Origin of the sequence: Burkholderia sp. Bp9004, assembly GCF_003858025.1 — a bacterium.
Lineage (GTDB): Bacteria > Pseudomonadota > Gammaproteobacteria > Burkholderiales > Burkholderiaceae > Burkholderia > Burkholderia diffusa.
Genome location: NZ_QTQD01000017.1, coordinates 43,407 through 61,600, shown reverse-complemented (window position 1 = coordinate 61,600; position 18,194 = coordinate 43,407). Strand labels below are relative to the sequence as shown.

The 18,194-nt window shown below is 62.7% G+C and carries 14 protein-coding genes; 9 read left to right on the top strand and 5 right to left on the bottom strand.

All coding sequences use genetic code 11. The features are described 5' to 3' along the window. The first annotated feature begins 9 nt into the window (after positions 1-9). The 9 genes from gmd (at position 10) to DIE08_RS19380 (ending at position 12,587) form a co-directional block, all read left to right on the top strand. A complete protein-coding gene (gene gmd / locus DIE08_RS19420; RefSeq protein ID WP_124903056.1) occupies positions 10-1,050 on the top strand; it encodes a GDP-mannose 4,6-dehydratase in 1,041 nt (346 codons plus the stop codon). Then, positions 1,028-1,945, top strand: coding sequence for an NAD-dependent epimerase/dehydratase family protein (locus DIE08_RS19415; RefSeq protein WP_124903054.1), 918 nt, complete (start codon positions 1,028-1,030; stop codon positions 1,943-1,945). Before gmd ends, DIE08_RS19415 begins: the two co-directional genes overlap by 23 nt. 43 nt (positions 1,946-1,988) lie before the next feature. Then, on the top strand, positions 1,989-3,065 hold the full coding sequence (locus DIE08_RS19410) for a glycosyltransferase family 1 protein (RefSeq protein ID WP_124903052.1): 1,077 nt from the start codon (positions 1,989-1,991) through the stop codon (positions 3,063-3,065). Next, positions 3,062-4,267 (top strand): glycosyltransferase, encoded by a 1,206-nt coding sequence (locus DIE08_RS19405; RefSeq protein WP_124903050.1) that lies wholly within the window; start codon positions 3,062-3,064, stop codon positions 4,265-4,267. The genes DIE08_RS19410 and DIE08_RS19405 overlap by 4 nt, the downstream gene beginning before the upstream one ends. A gap of 278 nt (positions 4,268-4,545) precedes the next feature. Beyond that, positions 4,546-5,688 (top strand): acyltransferase, encoded by a 1,143-nt coding sequence (locus DIE08_RS19400; RefSeq protein ID WP_124903048.1) that lies wholly within the window; start codon positions 4,546-4,548, stop codon positions 5,686-5,688. Positions 5,689-5,975: 287 nt separating this feature from the next. Further along, entirely contained in the window at positions 5,976-6,944 is a 969-nt protein-coding gene (locus DIE08_RS19395) for an SDR family oxidoreductase (RefSeq protein WP_124903148.1), read from the top strand. A gap of 4 nt (positions 6,945-6,948) precedes the next feature. After that, positions 6,949-7,965 carry a glycosyltransferase family 4 protein gene (locus DIE08_RS19390; protein ID WP_124903047.1) on the top strand — a complete coding sequence of 339 codons (1,017 nt, stop codon included), beginning with the start codon at positions 6,949-6,951 and terminating at the stop codon, positions 7,963-7,965. A 12-nt stretch (positions 7,966-7,977) separates the two neighbouring features. After that, entirely contained in the window at positions 7,978-9,858 is a 1,881-nt protein-coding gene (locus DIE08_RS19385; protein ID WP_124903045.1) for a nucleoside-diphosphate sugar epimerase/dehydratase, read from the top strand. A 356-nt stretch (positions 9,859-10,214) separates the two neighbouring features. After that, complete coding sequence (locus tag DIE08_RS19380) at positions 10,215-12,587, top strand: protease pro-enzyme activation domain-containing protein (RefSeq protein WP_124903043.1); 2,373 nt, start codon at positions 10,215-10,217, stop codon at positions 12,585-12,587. 44 nt (positions 12,588-12,631) lie between these two features. Here the strand turns inward: DIE08_RS19380 and DIE08_RS19375 are convergent, their stop codons facing one another. The 5 genes from DIE08_RS19375 to DIE08_RS19355 are packed head-to-tail and all read right to left on the bottom strand — an operon-like array spanning position 12,632 to position 18,060. Continuing rightward, a complete protein-coding gene (locus DIE08_RS19375) occupies positions 12,632-13,738 on the bottom strand; it encodes a glycosyltransferase (RefSeq protein WP_124903041.1) in 1,107 nt (368 codons plus the stop codon). Positions 13,739-13,765: 27 nt separating this feature from the next. Further along, positions 13,766-14,788: a UDP-glucose 4-epimerase GalE gene (gene galE / locus DIE08_RS19370; protein ID WP_124629599.1), complete on the bottom strand. Its 1,023-nt coding sequence runs from the start codon at positions 14,786-14,788 to the stop codon at positions 13,766-13,768. Positions 14,789-14,802: 14 nt separating this feature from the next. Beyond that, positions 14,803-15,939, bottom strand: coding sequence for a glycosyltransferase family 4 protein (locus DIE08_RS19365; protein WP_124903039.1), 1,137 nt, complete (start codon positions 15,937-15,939; stop codon positions 14,803-14,805). Between the two features lie 43 nt (positions 15,940-15,982). Then, positions 15,983-16,807: a glycosyltransferase gene (locus DIE08_RS19360; protein ID WP_124903037.1), complete on the bottom strand. Its 825-nt coding sequence runs from the start codon at positions 16,805-16,807 to the stop codon at positions 15,983-15,985. Further along, positions 16,804-18,060, bottom strand: coding sequence for a lipopolysaccharide biosynthesis protein (locus DIE08_RS19355; protein WP_124903035.1), 1,257 nt, complete (start codon positions 18,058-18,060; stop codon positions 16,804-16,806). The genes DIE08_RS19360 and DIE08_RS19355 overlap by 4 nt, the downstream gene beginning before the upstream one ends. Between the last annotated feature and the right edge of the window lie 134 nt (positions 18,061-18,194).

Below are 18,194 nucleotides of genomic sequence, written 5' to 3'. Positions count from 1 at the left end.
AGGGCTATTATGTCTAAGAAAATTTCCATCATCACCGGCATCACCGGCCAGGACGGCGCCTATCTCGCCGAACTCCTGCTCGACAAGGGTTACACCGTCTACGGTACCTATCGTCGCACCAGTTCGGTGAATTTCTGGCGTATCGAAGAGCTGGGCATCGCCAAGCATCCGAACCTGCACCTGGTCGAATACGACCTGACCGACCTGTCGTCGAGCATTCGCTTGCTGCAGACGACCGGCGCGACCGAGGTGTACAACCTCGCGGCGCAGAGCTTCGTCGGCGTGTCGTTCGACCAGCCGGTCACGACCGCGGAGATCACCGGCATCGGCCCATTGAACCTGCTCGAGGCGATCCGCATCGTCAATCCGAAGATCCGCTTCTACCAGGCAAGCACGTCGGAAATGTTCGGCAAGGTGCAGGCGATTCCGCAGATCGAATCGACGCCGTTCTATCCGCGCAGCCCGTATGGTGTGGCGAAGCTGTATGCGCACTGGATCACGGTGAACTACCGCGAGAGCTACGACATCTTCGGCTGCAGCGGGATCCTGTTCAATCACGAATCGCCGCTGCGCGGCCGCGAATTCGTAACGCGTAAGATCACCGACTCCGTCGCCAAGATCAAGCTCGGCCAGCTCGACGTGCTCGAACTGGGCAACATGGACGCGAAGCGCGACTGGGGCTTTGCGAAGGAATATGTCGAAGGCATGTGGCGCATGCTGCAGGCTGACGAACCGGATACGTTCGTGCTGGCCACGAACCGTACCGAGACCGTGCGCGACTTCGTGCGCATGGCGTTCAAGGCGACCGGCATCGACCTCGAATTCAAGGGCAGCGATGCGAACGAGATCGCCGTCGATGTCGCAACCGGCAAGACGGTGGTTCGCGTCAATCCGAAGTTCCATCGCCCGGCCGAGGTCGACCTGCTGATCGGTAATCCGGAGAAGGCGAAGCAGAAGCTGGGCTGGGAGCCGAAGACGACGCTCGAGCAGCTGTGCGCGATGATGGTTGAAGCGGATCTGCGACGTAATGAACGCGGCTTCTCGTTCTGACGCGCCGCGCGCGCTGGTAACCGGGCTGGGCGGCTTTACCGGCGACTATCTGGCGCAGTCGCTGAGGGCGGCCGGCTATCGTGTGTTCGGCACCGCGCATGGTGCCGAAGCGATTGGGTCCGACGTGTATCGGGTGGATCTGTGCGACCGCGCGGAACTGGCGAAAGTCGTCGCCGACGTGCAGCCGGACGTGGTCGCGCATCTCGCCGCGATCGCGTTCGTCGCGCACGGCGATGCCGACGCGATCTATCGCACGAACGTGGTCGGCACGCGTAATCTGCTGGAGGCCCTTGCGGCACAGGGGAAGCGTCCGAATGCGCTTTTGTTGGCCAGCAGTGCCAACATCTATGGCAACGCGGCGGTCGAGATCATCGACGAATCGGTCGAACCGAATCCGGCGAATGATTACGCGGTTAGCAAGCTGGCAATGGAATATATGGCGCGTCTGTGGCACGACAAGTTGCCGATCATCGTCGCGCGTCCATTCAACTACACGGGCGTTGGCCAATCACCGCAGTTCCTGTTGCCGAAGATCGTCGATCATTTTCAGCGCGGCGAGCGCGTGATCGAACTCGGCAACATCGATGTCGAGCGCGATTTTTCCGACGTGCGCCGCGTGGTGGATGCGTATCGACGCCTGCTGCAGCTCGCACCCGCCGGCGGCGTGTTCAACGTATGCTCCGGTCGGGCGGTGTCGCTGAAATCGGTGATCACGCTGATGGAACAGATTGCCGGCTATGCGATCGAGGTGCGTGTCAATCCGGCTTTCGTGCGCGCGAACGAAGTGCGCCGATTGCAGGGCGACGGCGCGCGGTTGCAGGCCGCTGTCGGGCCGCTCGAGGATATTCCGCTGGAGAGCACGCTGCGCTGGATGTTCGATGGAGTGCGCGGATGACAGGTATGTTCTTCTTAGGCAGGTACGTGTCGGGGAGCGCTGCGTGAAGTTGGGGGTGGATGTCACCTGGATGGTGGGCAATTACCGCGGCATGGGGCACTACGCCCGACAACTGGTGGAACCGGTCTGCGCATCGGTGCTGGGCCTGGGGCCAAGGGGTGTGCGTGCCGACGAATGGCCGTGCGTCAGCGCGGGGGGCAGTTTCTTCCCGTGGTGGGAGCAGGTTGAATTGCCGCGCCTGTGCCGCGAGCAGAAGCTCGACTATCTGCTGTGCCCTTACAACACGGGGCCACTGCGCTCGACCGGCAATACGCGGTTGGTTGCGGTCGTCCATGACCTGATCTATCTGAAGCCATGGCACGTACTGCCGCCTGCGCGGTCGCTGTATCAGACCGTCGGGCGCATGTACCGTCGCCAGGTGGTACCGCGGCTCGTGCGCCGGGCGGACACCGTGCTCACCGTCTCACGATTCACGCAGCGCGAAATGATCGATCGATTCGGGTTGCGCGAGGCGGATCTTCACGTCATTCCATGCATGATTTCGGACGACTGGTTCGTGCCACCGGTGAGTCAGGCCGCGCGCCGGCCTTACCTGTTCACGGTGGCGGGCGAGGTGCCGAGCAAAAACGTCGATCGCCTGCTGCAGGCCTTTGCAGCGGCGCGGCCCGCTCTTGGTGACGACGCGCGATTGAGGATCGCCGGGATCAAATCCGATCATCATGCGCATTTTCTCGGGAGGGCGGGCGCACTTGGACTGACCGGTATCGTTGAACTGCTGGGCTACGTGTCGCGAGAGGAGTTGCGCGAACAGTACCGTCAGGCCCGCGCATTCATCTTTGCTTCGTTGTTCGAAGGGTTTGGGATTCCATTATTGGAAGCGATGGCATCCGGTACGCCCGTCGCCTGCAGCAACACGACGTCGATGCCCGAGATCGTCGGCGACTGCGGTCTGCAGTTCGATCCTTATTCGGTGGAAGACATGGCGGAACAAATTCGGAGGGTTTGGGACGACAGCACGCGATTCGACGTGGCGGGCGGCGCCGGCATGGATCGCGCGCGTGCCTTCTCGGAGTCCGCCGTGCGTCCGTTGATCCAGGATTTTTGGGCGCATCTGTCATGAACCACGATAAGAAGAAACTGCTGGTGCTGACGCCGCGGTTTCCGTATCCGGTGATAGGCGGCGACAAGTTGCGGATCTACCATCTTTGCCGTGTGCTGTCCCGCCAATACTCGCTGACGCTGCTGAGCATGTGCGATTCCGAAGAGGAGATGCATGCGTCGTTGCCAAACGATGGCGTATTCGATCGGGTCGAACGGGTCTTTCTGCCGCGTCGGCGATCGTACCTGAATACCCTACTCGCGTTGCCCACGCGCACGCCGCTGCAGGTCGCGTACTACCGGAGTCGCGCGTTTGCGGCGGCGGTGGCGCGACTGTTGCCGTCGCACGATGGCGCGTTCGTGCACCTCGTGCGCTGCGCAGAGTATGTACGCAAATCGGACAAGCCGCGCGTCCTGGAAATGACCGATGCGATCTCGCTCAACTACAGCCGCGTGAAACAGCTCAAGCGCACCCGCGGATTGAAGTCGCGAGTGTTCGGCATCGAGGCGAAGCGCTTGCTCGACTACGAACGCGCGATAGTCGACGATTTCGACCTTTCGGTGCTAGTTTCGCGGACCGACCGAGACTATCTGTTTCCCGGCGAGTCGGGCAAGAAGGTGATGGTATGCTCGAACGGTGTGGACCTGTCGGGCCTACCGTACACGCCACCCAGCATGGCGAGTCGGGTCCTGATTTTCGTCGGCGACATGCGTACGGTCCAGAATCAGGACATGTGCCACTATTTCGCCGAGGCCGTGCTGCCGTTGTTGCGCAAGCGTGCCGACTATCGCTTCCGGATCGTCGGTTCGATCACACCCAGACTGGCTGAGCAATTTCGCGCGTACGACGGCGTCGAGGTGACTGGCCGTGTCGCCTCGGTCGCGCAGGCATCGTCCGGCGGAGTGATCGGCGTGTGTCCGATGCGTATCGGTGCAGGCGTGCAGAACAAGATTCTCGAATACATGGCGCTTGGGTTGCCAGTTGTTACCACCTCGCTGGGGCACGAGGGCCTAGGTGCAATCGGCGGGCGGGATCTGCTGATCGCGGACACACCGGAGGCATTCGTCGAGCGCATCGAGTGGCTGGTTGCGCACCCCTCGGCTGCAGTGGAAATGACCGAACATGCACGGCAATTCGTCGAACGAGAGCACGGCTGGGACGAGATGACGCGAGTATTGGTGGAGCGCATCGCTGGATTGCTGGCGCGCGGTAAGTCGGGGTGACGTGACAGTTTGCGGATAACGGAATCTCAACCCACTTCTGCCGATATAACCACGTAGCAGCGCGTCATTCCGGTCCGGCGGATTTGATGCCAAATTGGGTGCCAGATCTGTGGTCCCGGCGTTGACAAATTGTGGGATGGTTCCTTGTACGTTTTTGTTTGACTGGGTGAAGGAAATTCCTGCCCGACCATGAAGTCACAGAGGTTTCCAGGTGCAGTCGAGACCGTCTTGAATGGTATATTCCACTCCCTTCAGTTATCTATTCAAATCATAACGACATGACTCAAATAAAGAGACAGGGCAAAATCGTATTCGCAAATCAGCTACGGGGTTTAGCTGTCTTGTCGGTCATTATTGCCCATTATCTAGGAGTTTACTGGTTCGGTCGCGACGTAGTTGCCCATACTATTGGTGCGCCAATAGTTGAAGGGGGGGTGCCGCGTATCTTTCCATACGTTTTTTTTACTCCAACGTTTAATTATGGACCGTTCGGCGTTGCGGTCTTTTTTCTAATCAGCGGCTTCGTCATCCCATTCTCGCTCGAGAAGCTGGGCGGCATAAAGTTCATTACAGCTCGACTATTCAGGATTTTTCCAACGTATTGGGCGGCGACTCTGGTTACATTGGGTGCAATCTATCTCTCAACTCGATACTGGGGTGGCGAATACTACGTCACGTCCGATCAGGTAATCTGGAATTTACTCCTGATTCATCAGCAGATGAATGTTGAGAGCATCGACATGGTCAACTGGACGCTATGTATCGAAGTGTTGTTCTATTTCGCCGCGCTCCTGATGTGGCCTTTCGTCAAACGTGCGTCGGCTCTAGCATTGGTGAATTTTGCACTTGCCGTGATGGCCCTGGTCACTTGGTGGCCCGCATCATGGGATGCGCCAATTCACGTTGGATCGTCTGCGTTGGTGCTGACTAACTTCAAGTACCAGATCATGATGGTGAGCTTTCTGTTCATCGGAACGTTGTTCAATTTTCGGCTGAATTATCGTATTTCCACTGCAACGCTGTTTGGCTCAACTACTGCAATATTCGTTATTTTTTTAGCTACTTGGCCGAAAACACCGCTTGCTGGTCAGTTTATTGCGGTTCCACTCAACTACCTCTATGCGCTCGTTGTTTTTTCACTCTGTTTTAGTCTGCGAGCGCAATTCAGGCGGATAAAAATTGTCGATTTCTTTGCGGACATTAGCTATCCCCTGTATCTTGTGCACGCCGTAAGTGGGTATGTAATCATTCGCTTCTTGATGAGCCATGGCTTCAGATATTACCAAGCAGCGACGCTAGCGATCCTGTTTTCAATATCGATAGCCTACATCCTGCACCGAATCGTCGAGATGCCGACTGCTAATCTATGGAAGCAACGTCAGCCGACGCCTGATGCGCAGACGTCTGTTGAGGCCACATGATCATGCTGCTTGCGGGAGCAACTTCCACGTTTCGCTAACGATGCGCCGGATTGTTCGATCTCTGCCCGATGCCGACAGTTCTGCGCTGTTGAATTCGCTGACCATTGATAATTGATTCCGTTCGCTTCCCGCACGCAGAGGGAGGCGGGGCTAGCCGGTATACTGTTGCGGTGTTGGTGCTTGGTGCTTGGTGCTTGGTGCTTAAAGTACCGAACAAGCGCTACAACCGGCCCGGGCGGGCAGGTGTGTTTGTGCTTCCTCCTCAATCACTTTGCGCGGAAACATCCCTGATGCATGTCGTGGTAACGGGGGCGAACGGCTTCATTGGCCGTGCCCTATGTCGTACGCTGGTCGAAAACGGTCATCGGGTGACTGGCGTCGTTCGCCGCGCGGGCGCCGCGCCCGCAGGTGTCGACGAGTACGTCTATGCCGGCCACGAGTTCGCGGATATCGGTGCACACTGGCCGGCCGCGCCTGGAGCGGTCGACTGCGTCGTGCATCTCGCCGCGCGCGTGCATGTGATGAACGACTCGACATCCGATCCGGACGCGGCGTTTCGCGCGATGAATGTCGATGGCACGTTGCGGGTCGCCGAAGCCTCACACAGGCACGGCGTGGGCCGCATCGTTTTCGTCAGCAGTATCAAGGCAATTGCCGAAGTCGATGGTGGCCGGCCGCTGAGCGAAACAACCGTGGCGCACCCGGAGGATCCCTATGGCCGTTCGAAGCGCGACGCCGAGGTGCTGCTTCGGCAATTCGGCGACACGACCGGCCTCGAGACGGTGATCGTTCGCCCGCCCCTGGTGTATGGCCCTGAGGTGCGTGCGAATTTCGTCCGGATGATGGACGCGGTCGCGCGCGGGATGCCGCTGCCGCTTGGCTCCATTTCCGCGCGCCGCAGCATCGTGTACGTCGACAACCTCGCAGACGCGCTGCTGCAGTGCATCATCGATCCGCGCGCGGCCGGCGAATGCTTCCACGTCGCTGACGACGACGCCCCATCGGTCGCAGGGCTGTTGCGCTTGGTCGGTGACGTCCTTTGCAAGCCGGCGCGCTTGCTGCCGGTGCCCGCAACGGCGCTCCGCATGATCGGCAAGTTGACCGGCCGCAGCGCCGCCGTCGGCCGGCTGACCAGCAGCCTTCAACTCGATACGAGCCGGATCCGGCGCGTGCTCGGATGGCGACCGCCCTATACGACCCGAGAGGGCCTTGCAGCGACCGCCGCATGGTATCGTTCGCGCGATACCCGACAATAAGCACATGCTCCTCGCAAATCCTCTCTGGCTCACCGCAGGCGTGGTGGCCTTGGTCGCCGCACTTGCATCGACAACGATTCTGCGCACATTGCTGGCGACCGGGTTGGCCTGGCGTCTTGCCACCGATATTCCGAACGATCGTTCACTGCACACCCGGCCGACGCCGCGGGTTGGCGGCTGGGGCATCGTGCCCGTGTGCATCGTCGTGTTGTTGGTCGCGGCGCCGAGCCTGTGGCTGGTCGCCGTCGCTACCGCCGGACTCGCCGCGATGTCCCAGATCGACGATCGGCGCGGGTTGCCGGCGCGTGTCAGGTTCTCCGCTCACCTCGCTGCGGTCGTTGTGTTGATTGCGCTCTATCCTGCTGATGCGCCCTGGTGGCTGCTGGTCAGCGTAGGTTTCGTGATGGTCTGGTTGACGAACCTGTACAACTTCATGGACGGCGCCGACGGCCTCGCGGGTGGCATGGCATTGTTCGGTTTCGGCGCGTATGCGATCGCGGCGCTGACCGGCACGACGCCGTCGCCGGATCTGGCCGTGGCCGTCTCGGCAGTCGCCGGCGCCGCGTTCGGCTTCCTCCTGCTCAATTTCCATCCGGCCCGGCTATTTCTCGGCGACGCGGGCTCGATCCCGCTGGGATTCCTGGCCGGTGCGCTCGGCTATTGGGGCTGGCGGTCCCAGGTCTGGCCGATCTGGTTTCCGGCGCTGGTGTTCGCGCCCTTTATCGCTGACGCATCTGTAACACTTTTGAGACGTCTGTTACGCGGCGAAAAGTTCTGGCAAGCGCACCGTGAGCATTATTATCAGAGGATGGTTCGAGCGGGCGTAGGTCATCGCCGGACCGCTCTTTATTGGTACCTCATCATGCTCGCAGGCATAATCGTCGCCGTGTGGGCAAAGGGCCGCCCGGAATGGCAGCAGTGGCTGTCGTTCATCGCATGGTACGGCGTCCTGGCATGTATCGGATTGGTGATCGACATGCGCTGGCGACGGTTTCAGTCGAGCGCCGAAAACAACTCTTGAGGTGTCCCGCCGATGTTGCGTTCCAAAGCATCATGGCTTTCATTAAGCGCTTTCCTGTTTGATCTAACGGCGGTCGCCGCCGCGTGGTTGTTCGCTTATCTCGTTCGATTCAACGGCAGCATTCCGCCCGATTTCATGAGCGGAGGATTGAGCGCGCTCATGTGGGTCCTCCCGGTCTATGCGTTGATGTTCCACGTATTCGGCCTGTACCGCGGGCTGTGGGTGTTCGCGAGCCTTCCCGATCTGATGCGGATCTCGAAGGCGGTGATCGGCGGCGGCGTCATCGTGATGATCGGTGCCGTGATGTTCCAGCCGTCACCGATCATCCCGCGGTCGGTGCTGCTCGTGTCGCCGCTGATGCTGTTTCTCGTGATGGGTGGCGCACGTGCGCTGTACCGCGCAACGAAGGAGTTCTACCTGTACGGCGGGCTCGTCGGGCAGGGCAAGCCCGTCCTGGTGCTCGGCGCGGGCACGGCCGGCGCCAGCCTCGCACGCGAACTGTCGCGCTCGGGGGAATGGCGTCTGGTCGGCTTGCTCGACGACGACCCCACCAAGCGCGGGCGCGAAATCTACGGCTACAAGGTGCTCGGTGCGTTCAACGACCTGAAGCACTGGACCGACGCGATGAAGATCGAATACGCGATCATCGCCATTCCGTCTGCATCCGTCGAAACGCAGCGCCGCGTTGCAACGCTGTGCGTGCGCGCCGGCATCAAGGCGATGGTGCTGCCGTCGCTGACCGCGCTGATGCCGGGGCAGGGGTTCCTGTCTCAGGTGCGGAACATCGATCTCGAGGACCTGCTCGGCCGCGATGCAGTGACGATCGATACGCCGCACGTCGAGGCGCTGCTGCGCGGCCGTGTCGTGATGGTGACGGGGGCGGGCGGCTCCATCGGTTCCGAGCTGTGCCGGCAGATTCTCCGTTTCAAGCCGGCGCAACTGGTCGCGTTCGATCTATCCGAATATGCAATGTACCGGCTTGCCGAGGAATTGCGTGAGCGCTTCCCCGACCAGTCGGTCGTGCCGATCATCGGCGACGCGAAGGATTCGCTGCTGCTCGACCAGGTTATGTCGCGTTATGCGCCGCATATTGTCTTCCACGCGGCCGCGTACAAGCATGTGCCATTGATGGAGGAGCACAACGCGTGGCAGGCGCTGCGCAACAATGTTTTGGGCACTTACCGCGTCGCGCGTTCGGCGATTCGTCACAACGTGCGCCACTTCGTGCTGATCTCGACCGACAAGGCCGTCAACCCGACCAATGTGATGGGGGCGAGCAAGCGGCTTGCCGAGATGGCGTGCCAGGCATTGCAGCAGACGAGCGACGGCACGCAATTCGAGACGGTGCGGTTTGGCAACGTGCTCGGCAGTGCCGGCAGCGTGATTCCGAAGTTCCAGCAGCAGATCGCGAAGGGCGGGCCGGTGACGGTCACGCACCCCGAGATCACGCGCTTCTTCATGACGATTCCGGAAGCATCGCAGCTCGTGTTGCAGGCGTCGAGCATGGGCCACGGCGGCGAAATCTTCATCCTCGACATGGGCGAACCGGTCAAGATCGTCGATCTCGCGCGCGACCTGATTCGCCTGTACGGTTTCTCGGAAGGGCAGATCCGGATCGAGTTCACGGGGCTGCGGCCGGGCGAGAAACTCTATGAAGAATTGCTCGCGGACGACGAGACGACCACGCGCACGCCGCATCCGAAGCTGCGGATCGCCCGTGCCCGGGAAGTGCCGGACCACCTGCTCGATGAACTGTTGCCGTGGCTGATGCAGCACCGCGTGCTCAATGACGACGAGGTGCGGCGCGATCTGCGGCGCTGGGTGCCGGAATACCAGACGACCGTTGCGCCGGTGTTGCAAAGCGTGCCGAAGCGGGTCCTTGCCAGCGAGTGACCGTGCCGGCAATCGATCGGGCCGGGGTAACGATCGATCGTGGAATCCATGCCGTTCAGTAGCGTACTGAACGGCATTTTTATTGGTGGAATCGCCACGAATACAGTCCGGTCGACGGGTGATGAATACCGTCGCGCGATTCTTTCGGTTTTACAAGGACGTGACGTCTATTGGAGGCGTACGAAAGGAAAGCGACCGAAAGCGCGAATTGTGCCGAATGAGCGCATGGCTCGATATGTCTGTGTATTTGACTACCGGCCGATTCCTTCCTATGTTTCCCTCAAGGTAGCCGTGCGATTGCCGTAAAGAACAAAGGTGAAAAGCCAAATACGAGCTCTACGGTCCATACCAATTCAATGAAAGCGAAACATATTGCCAGGGGAATGAGCGCGGCACTCATGGTGCTCGCGCTTGCAGGCTGCGGCGGCGGGGACGACGACGCAAGCACGTCGGTGGCTGCTGCGCAGACCGGCAGACTGTCGGCGCTGCGAGCGACCGGCAACGTGGTGAGTGCGGCGCCGATGAGCGCGACCGCGCCGGTCCACGTTGCGCTGGTGCTCAAGCTGAACGACGAAGCCGGGTTGAGCCACTTTCTGCAGGAAGCGCGAACGCCCGGAAGCGCCCGCTTCGGGGCTGTGCTGACCTCTGCGCAGATTGCCGCGCAATACGCACCTACCGCTGAACAGGTCGCCACAGTGAAGACCTATTTGGGAAGTAAGGGCTTCACGAACATCAAGGTGGCCGACAATAAGATGATCGTCGAAGCCGATGCGCCGGCCGGCGTGATTTCCGGCGTGTTCCAGACGTCGCTCGTCCCGGTCGCGATGGCGGACGGCACCAGCTCGCATATCAACACCGCCCCCGAGACTGTGCCCGATGCGATCAGCGGGGTCGTCCAAGGGGTTCTCGGGCTCGATACCGCGACTCGCGTGCATCCCAATTTCGTGCGCGCTTCCAATGCCGCCGCTGCCCCGACTGCAAATGCGTCGCCGACGACCTCCGCAGTCACGGTGGGTCACAACCCGACGGAATTTCCCGGCATTTATTCCGTCGGCAGCGCCCCGACGGCGGCTAACACCACGATCGGCATCATTGCCGAAGGCGACGTGACGCAACCTGTTATCGACCTGGCTATGTTCGAAAGCAACAACCAGTTGCCCGCCGTGCCCGTTTCGGTGATCAAGGCCGGGACGCCCAGCGCCGACACGAGCGCGAACATGGAATGGTCGCTCGATAGCCAGACCATCGTCGGGATGTCCGGCCGCGTCAAGCAGCTCAATTTCTACGTGGCGTCGTCCTTCTCGTGGAGCGATATGGCGGTCGCGATCAATCGCGCCGTGAGCGACAACACCGCGCGGGTCATCAACATGTCGATTGGCGGTTGCGAGAACTGGGCGCCGACGGCCTCCATCGACACGCTGTTCCAGCTTGCCGCCGCGCAGGGGCAGACTTTCTCGGTGAGTTCCGGGGATTCGGGTAGCGTGGCATACGGTTGCACCGGCACGTCGGTGCAATACCCGGCCAGTTCGCCCTACGTCGTATCCGTGGGCGGCACAAGCCTTTATACGAACGGGAATGGAAGCTACGCCGGCGAGACGGCCTGGAGCGGCAGCGGTGGCGGCAGCAGCGGCTTCGAACCGATTCCATCATGGCAGTCGAAGGTATCCGCGCTCAAGGGGCGCTCGTTCCGCGGCCTGCCCGATCTTGCATTCGATGCCGATCCCGACAGCGGCGCACAGATCATCGTCGGCGGACAACTCGTGACGGTGGGCGGCACGAGCCTTTCCGCGCCGTTGTTCAGTGCCACCTGGGCGCGCATGCTGTCCGGCAGTTGCGCGACGCATCTCGGTTTTGCAGCGCCCACGCTGTACAGCGCCCAAGCTACGACTCCCTCGACCTTTCGCGATATCACCAACGGGTCGAACGGAGCATACAGTGCGGGTGTTGGATGGGACTTCGTGACCGGCTGGGGCACGCCGAACGTCAGCGTGCTGTATTCCGCGATATGCGTTCCGACGGCCCCGATTTACGGCGGGGTGATCAACGAAGGGACGACGCTCAAGCCGGGGCAAATCGTGTATTCGGCTTCCAAAAGCCATCAGCTCGTCATGCAGGATGACGGCAACCTCGTGCTTTACAACACGACCAATGGTGCCGCGGTGTGGAGTTCCCGCACGTACGGAAACGCCGGAGCGTATGCTGTCTTCCAGACTGATGGTAACTTCGTGGTCTACGGCGCGAGCGGCAACGTGCTGTGGTACTCGGCGACCGGTGGCGCGTCCTACGGGCAGTATCTTGTCGCGCAGGACGACGGCAACATGGTGATCTACCGATCGTACGTCCCGGTATTTGCCACATCGACCGGTACCAGCGTCTACACGAGCTCCACGAGCGGCTCGGCCGTCTGGAAGGGGGGCGTCACACTCAGCAGCGGCCAAAGTTTTACTTCGGGTAATGGTGCGAACGTACTGCTCATGCAGGGAGACGGGAATTTGGTGCTGCTTCGCCAAGGCATTCCGCAGTGGAGTTCGGCTACCTACAATCATCCGGGTGCCTTTGCGGTGATGCAAACGGACGGCAATCTGGTCGTTTACAGTTCGACAGGGGTTCCGCTTTGGTATTCCGGCACGGGTGGATATTCCGGCGCAGCCACTTACGTTCAGGACGACGGTAACGTCGTGATCTATACGCGACTACCAAGCTGGAGCACGAATACGGCGGGAGGCTAGGGGACGACTTCGGCCAGCGCCATCACGCTGGCCGAGCGTCGCATTCAACGCCCCCGCTTTTCCTTCCTCACCACCATCCACCTCGGCGCCCTGAACCTGACGATGCTGAGATACAGCCATACATAGGTCAGCGCGAACAGCACCACGAACACGAACAGGTGCACCGTGTGCCGCCAGAACAGCGTCGCCGGAATCACCGCGACGAGGCACAGCAGCCACAGATACGGCGACGTCAGCGAATTCCGGCGCGTGAGGTCATGCGCATGCTTCGTCCCGACGGCCCATCGCATCAGCCGCTTGTAGACGAGCATGTGCAGGTGCACGCCGTCCGGAATCCCCGGCGACATCCCGCGGATGAACTTCTTCCGGTAGATCGAGAAGCAGGTCTCGAAGATCGGATACATGAACAGCAGTACCGGGTACCACGCCGACACCTCGTGATTGCGCATCACCAGCATGATCGCGAGCTCGGCGAGCATGAAGCCGATGAAATACGCGCCGCCGTCGCCGAGGAAGATCAGGCCGGCCGGGAAATTCCACAGGAAGAAGCCGAGCACGGCGCCCATCATGATGATCGACGCGGACATCACGACCGGGTCGTTGACGTGGAATGCGACGTAGGCGAGCGACGCGAACATCATGAAGCTGACCATCGACGCGAGGCCGTTGAAGCCGTCGATGATGTTGATCGCGTTGGCCAGTGCCGCGACGGCGAGCACCGTGATGAACGCCGAAATGGCCACGTAGTGGAGCAGGAAGTCGAGCGGCGGCACGCTGATGCGCGTGACCGCGATGTTCAGCAGCCAGAACGCCAGCGCGGCCGCGCCCATCGTGCACAGCAGCCGCGCGCGCGGCGACACGCGCTTGGTCAGGTCCTCGACGAGCCCGGACAGGAACGCCGGCAGCCCGCAGGCCACGATGCCGAGAATGCTGCCGGCGATCGTCGGATAGCGCCGGGTCAGGAGCAGCGCGGCAATGACGACGCCGGCGAGGATCCCGATGCCCCCGACGCGCGGCACCGGCCGCACGTGGAATTTCTGCACGCCGGCCAGGTCGCTGTCGATCGAGAATTTCTCGTGCAGATGCGCATAGCGCACGATGAACAGGGTGACGAGCAGGGAGACGATGAAGCCGGATGCGAAGCTGAGCATGGGATCGCTCGAAAAATGGACAGCGGATTATACAAAACCGCGGGGGTTCCCCTCCTGCCATTTCCAGTGGTCGGCGCACATCTCCTCGATCCCGAGCGTCGCACGCCAGCCGATCAGGTCGGCGGCGGCCTGCGGATTCGCGTAGCACTCGGCGATGTCGCCGGGGCGGCGCGCAACGAGTTCGTACGGCACTGGGCGGCCCGACGCCTTCTCGAACGCGCGCACGACTTCCAGCACGCTGTAGCCCTGGCCCGTGCCGAGGTTGACGACGAAGCTCGCATCGCGCTTCGCGAGCGCGTCGAGCGCGGCGATGTGCCCCTTCGCGAGATCGACGACGTGGATGTAGTCGCGCACGCCGGTGCCGTCCGGCGTCGGGTAGTCGGAGCCGAACACGCGCAGCTTCTCGAGCTTGCCGACCGCCACCTGCGCGACGTACGGCATCAGGTTGTTCGGGATGCCGGCCGGATCCTCACCGATCAGCCCGCTCGCATGCGCGCCGACCGGGTTGAAGTAGCGCAGCGTCGCGATGCGCCACGACGGGTCCGATACCTCGAGATCGCGAAGGATCTGCTCGGCGATCAGCTTCGACTGGCCGTATGGGTTGGTCGCGGACAGCGGGAACGATTCGTCGATCGGCGAGCGCTCCGGCACGCCGTATACGGTCGCCGACGAGCTGAACACGAACTGCCGGACGTTGCGCTCGCGCATGATCTTGAGCACGGAGAGCAGCCCGCCGAGGTTGTTCTGGTAGTACTCGAGCGGCTTCGCGACCGATTCGCCGACCGCCTTGAGCGCCGCGAAATGGATCGTGCCCGTGATCGGATGCGCGTCGAACACCTTCGCGAGCGCGGCTTCGTCGCACACGTCGACCTGGTGGAACGCCGGCGTCCTGCCCGTGATCCGCTCGATGCGCCGCACGGACTCGGCCTTGCTGTTGACGAGGTTGTCGACGATCACGACATCGTAGCCGTTGTCGAGCAGCTCGACGGCCGTGTGCGAGCCGATGTAGCCCGCACCGCCGGTAACGAGGATGGTGCCTTTAGCGGTCATGCTGATGCGCTCCTTCAGAGTGTGATGCCGGTCAATGTATGAATGGTCTGCCGGTAGCGTTCGACGACCTGCTGCTCGTCGAATTCAGCGGCCACCTTGCGGCGGCCGTGCGTGCCCATCGCATCGCGCCCGGCGGTCCCGAGTTCGATCATGCGGATCAGCTGCTCGGCGAGGCTCGCGCTGTCGCGCACGCGGCACAGGAAGCCCGTTTCGCCGTCGGCCACGACGTCGCGGCAGCCCGGCACGTCGGTCGCGACGATCGGGCGGCCCATCGCGGACGCTTCCATCAGCGTGCGCGGCACGCCCTCGCGGTACGACGGCAGCACGACGCAGTCGGCCGTCGCGATGTGCGGGCGCACGTCGTGCGCCTCGCCGAGATACTCGACGACGCCTTCGTCGACCCACGCGTCGACGTCCGCGCGGCCGATCGCGCTCGGATTGTCGACGCCGAGCGGCCCGAGCAACTGGAAGCGCGCGTCCGGGTAGCGGGCCCGCACGACGCGCGCGGCCTCGACATATTCGCGCACGCCCTTGTCCCACAGCAGCCGGCCGATCAGGATGAACACCGGGCCACGGCCGGCGGGCAGCGGAACCGGTGCGAACTGTTCGAGGTCGACGCCTTCGCCGTGCAGCAGGCGCGCCCGGTCGGGGTGCGCAAGCAGTTGCTCGTCGGTGAAGGTCGCGAGGTCGTCGCGGTTCAGGAACCAGACTTCACGCGGAAAGCGGAACGCGAACCGGTACAGTCGCTTCGCGACACTGGCCGCGCGGCTTTTCTGGATGAACACGTAGCCGAGGCCTGTCGTGACCGCGATCGACGGCACGCGCGCGAGCCACGCCGCGATCGACCCGTAGATGTTCGGCTTGATCGTGTAATGGAACACGAGATCGGGCTTGAGCGCGCGGTAATGGCGCACCAGCGCGGCAAGCGTGCCGAGATCCTCGCGCGGGCTCGTGCCTTTCGACGCGACGGCGAGCGCGACGTAGCGGCAGCCCATCTGCTCGAGCAGCGGCACCGTGCGGTCGTGCGGCGCGATCACGATGACCTCGGCGCCGCGCGCGACGAGCGCACGGATCAGCCCGTGGCGGTACGTGTAGATCGCCCAGGCCGTGTTGCAGACGAGCGCGATGCGCAGCGAGGAGGTAGCGGACATGAAAAAAAAGAAAAAATAAAGCGTCGAAAATGCCGGATGCGGGCTAGGCGGACGGGCGCGCCGCGAACAGCGTCCGCTTGATCCGCTGCAACGTACGGTACGGCGTCACGAAATGCAGCAGGTTCTTGGCGAGGCCGGCCCAGTCGTACGGGTTCAGAGCGTTGAAGTGTCGCAGCAGCAGCGAGAGCGTCGATATCAGCTGGCGGCGGCGCTTGGTCGCGCTGATCCCGCCCTCGTTAAGCTCGTAATAGAGGCCGAGCTCGGGCAGGTTCGCGCAATCGTAGCGTTGCATTAACCGTAAAAAAAGATCGAGATCCTCGGCCGCGCGGTACTTCGCCCGATAGTTGCCGACTTCGCGCACCGCGTCGATGCGCAACATGACCGATGGATGCACGAGTGGCGAGCGCAGGAAGCGCGTGCGGCGCAGCGTTCGCGGATCGGCGGGCGGCGTCAGCATGAAGCGCGGCTCGCCGGCACGCGACACGACCTGCGTCCACATGCCGACGCAGGCCACGCGCGGATGCGCATCGAGATAGGCGCGCTCTTTGGCGAGGCGCTGCGGCGCGGCGAGGTCGCCGGCGTCGATCCGTGCGGCATAGCGGAAGCCGCACGCCGCGAGCGCGTCGATGCCGGCCTCGAGCGCGCGCTCGATGCCGCCGTTCTGCGGCATGCGCAGCACCTCGACCAGGAGGCCGGGCAGGTCGGGCGCCGCGATCGGCGGCGTGCTGCCGTCGTCGACGATCAGCACGTGCACCGGCGCGTCCTCGCGAAACGACGCGAGGGTGCGGACGACGTCGTCGTGGCCGTTGTAGGCCGGCATCAGCACGGCCACGTCGTCGAGCGGGGGCGGGCAAGCGGGAGGCGTCATGGGCGCAGCTTGAGACGAATGTAATAAAAATTAACGGTGGCGGCGGCAACATAGCCGGCCGCCAGCCCGACGAGCGCGCCGTACAGGCCGAGCCGGGGGATCGCGAACACGTTGACGAGCGCGGCGATCGCGAGCGCGAGCACCCATTTCGCCAGCAACACGAATTTTGCTTGATATTTGAGAACGATAAGATTGCCTATCGCCTCGATGCCGGCCGGCACGGACAGCCAGACGGCCCAGCGGAAGATGTCGACCGACGCCTCGTAGCCGCGGCCGAACACCTTGCCGACGATGAGCGGCGCGGCTGCGTCCAGCACCAGCGCGCCGGCCGTCATCAGGCCGGCGGTCATCGCGATCAGCCGGACGATGTTGCGGCGCAGCCGCGCGATGTCCTGCACGCGGTACACGAACGCGGGCGCGATGGTCTGCGCGAGCATCAGTGCGAGCGTGATCCAGTTCTCGTTGAGCTGCTGGGCCGCGGAATAGCGGCCGAGGTCGGCGAACGACACGTGACGCTCGAGCATCAGGCGGTCGAGCTTCAGGAACAGATACATGCAGATCAGGCCGAGCCAGAACACGGTGCCGGCGGTGGCAAAGTGCCGGAACAGCGGTTTGTCGAACGTCCAGCCGAGCGTGCCGCCGTTACGATGGCGGTAGTAGAGCAGCAGCGCGAAGCCGATCGCGGCGGCCTCCAGCGCCCACAGCCATGCGAAGCGGGCGGGGCCGGCGGCCGCGCGGACCAGCAGCCAGACGAGCAGCGCCTTCGCCAGCGCGGTGAGCATGCTGGTCACGAGCTGCGGCTTGCTGTAGGTCATGCTCTGCAGCCACGCGTTGATCACGCCGACGAACGGCTCGCGGAACACCATCGTGACCGCGAGGCCCGCGAGCATCGCGCCGACGAGCGGGTCGAACGCACCGGCGCCGATCGCGATCCAGGTCGCGACGAGCGCTGCGGCGGACACGCCGATGCGCAGCGCGAATGCGCTGCCGAGCACCGCGCCGAGTTGCGCGGGCGGTCGGTGGACGATGGTCGGAACCAGGATTTCGGCGCCGCACACCCAGGTGAGCGGTGCCAGTACGAGGAGAAGCGTATTCGCATACTGCCATTTGCCGAACACGTCCGGCCCGAAATAACGGGCCAGAAGACCGCTGATCGCGATCGCGACGCCGATCTGCGTGAGCCGCTCGAGCCCCAGCCAGACGAGATTCGCGACGGCCTTCGCGACGTCCGGGTTGCCGAATCGCTTCAGCATGCGGGGCAGCCGCGCGCGCGCGAGGCGGCCGGCAGGGCGCCCGGAGGCGGCAGGGTGGCGGCGGCGGAACGGCTAGGCATTAAAATGGACGGAATCCGCGTCATCAAAACCCGCGATTATAAGTTGGATCGGGG

What these genes read in the sequence shown, in the direction of transcription:
- gmd (WP_124903056.1), top strand. Translation starts at nt 10, where the DNA reads ATGTCTAAGAAAATTTCCATCATCACCGGCATCACCGGCCAGGACGGC.
- DIE08_RS19415 (WP_124903054.1), top strand. Translation starts at nt 1,028, where the DNA reads ATGAACGCGGCTTCTCGTTCTGACGCGCCGCGCGCGCTGGTAACCGGG.
- DIE08_RS19405 (WP_124903050.1), top strand. Translation starts at nt 3,062, where the DNA reads ATGAACCACGATAAGAAGAAACTGCTGGTGCTGACGCCGCGGTTTCCG.
- DIE08_RS19400 (WP_124903048.1), top strand. Translation starts at nt 4,546, where the DNA reads ATGACTCAAATAAAGAGACAGGGCAAAATCGTATTCGCAAATCAGCTA.
- DIE08_RS19390 (WP_124903047.1), top strand. Translation starts at nt 6,949, where the DNA reads ATGCTCCTCGCAAATCCTCTCTGGCTCACCGCAGGCGTGGTGGCCTTG.
- DIE08_RS19385 (WP_124903045.1), top strand. Translation starts at nt 7,978, where the DNA reads ATGTTGCGTTCCAAAGCATCATGGCTTTCATTAAGCGCTTTCCTGTTT.
- DIE08_RS19380 (WP_124903043.1), top strand. Translation starts at nt 10,215, where the DNA reads ATGAAAGCGAAACATATTGCCAGGGGAATGAGCGCGGCACTCATGGTG.
- DIE08_RS19375 (WP_124903041.1), bottom strand. Translation starts at nt 13,738, where the DNA reads ATGCTCAGCTTCGCATCCGGCTTCATCGTCTCCCTGCTCGTCACCCTG.
- galE (WP_124629599.1), bottom strand. Translation starts at nt 14,788, where the DNA reads ATGACCGCTAAAGGCACCATCCTCGTTACCGGCGGTGCGGGCTACATC.
- DIE08_RS19365 (WP_124903039.1), bottom strand. Translation starts at nt 15,939, where the DNA reads ATGTCCGCTACCTCCTCGCTGCGCATCGCGCTCGTCTGCAACACGGCC.
- DIE08_RS19360 (WP_124903037.1), bottom strand. Translation starts at nt 16,807, where the DNA reads ATGACGCCTCCCGCTTGCCCGCCCCCGCTCGACGACGTGGCCGTGCTG.
- DIE08_RS19355 (WP_124903035.1), bottom strand. Translation starts at nt 18,060, where the DNA reads ATGCTGAAGCGATTCGGCAACCCGGACGTCGCGAAGGCCGTCGCGAAT.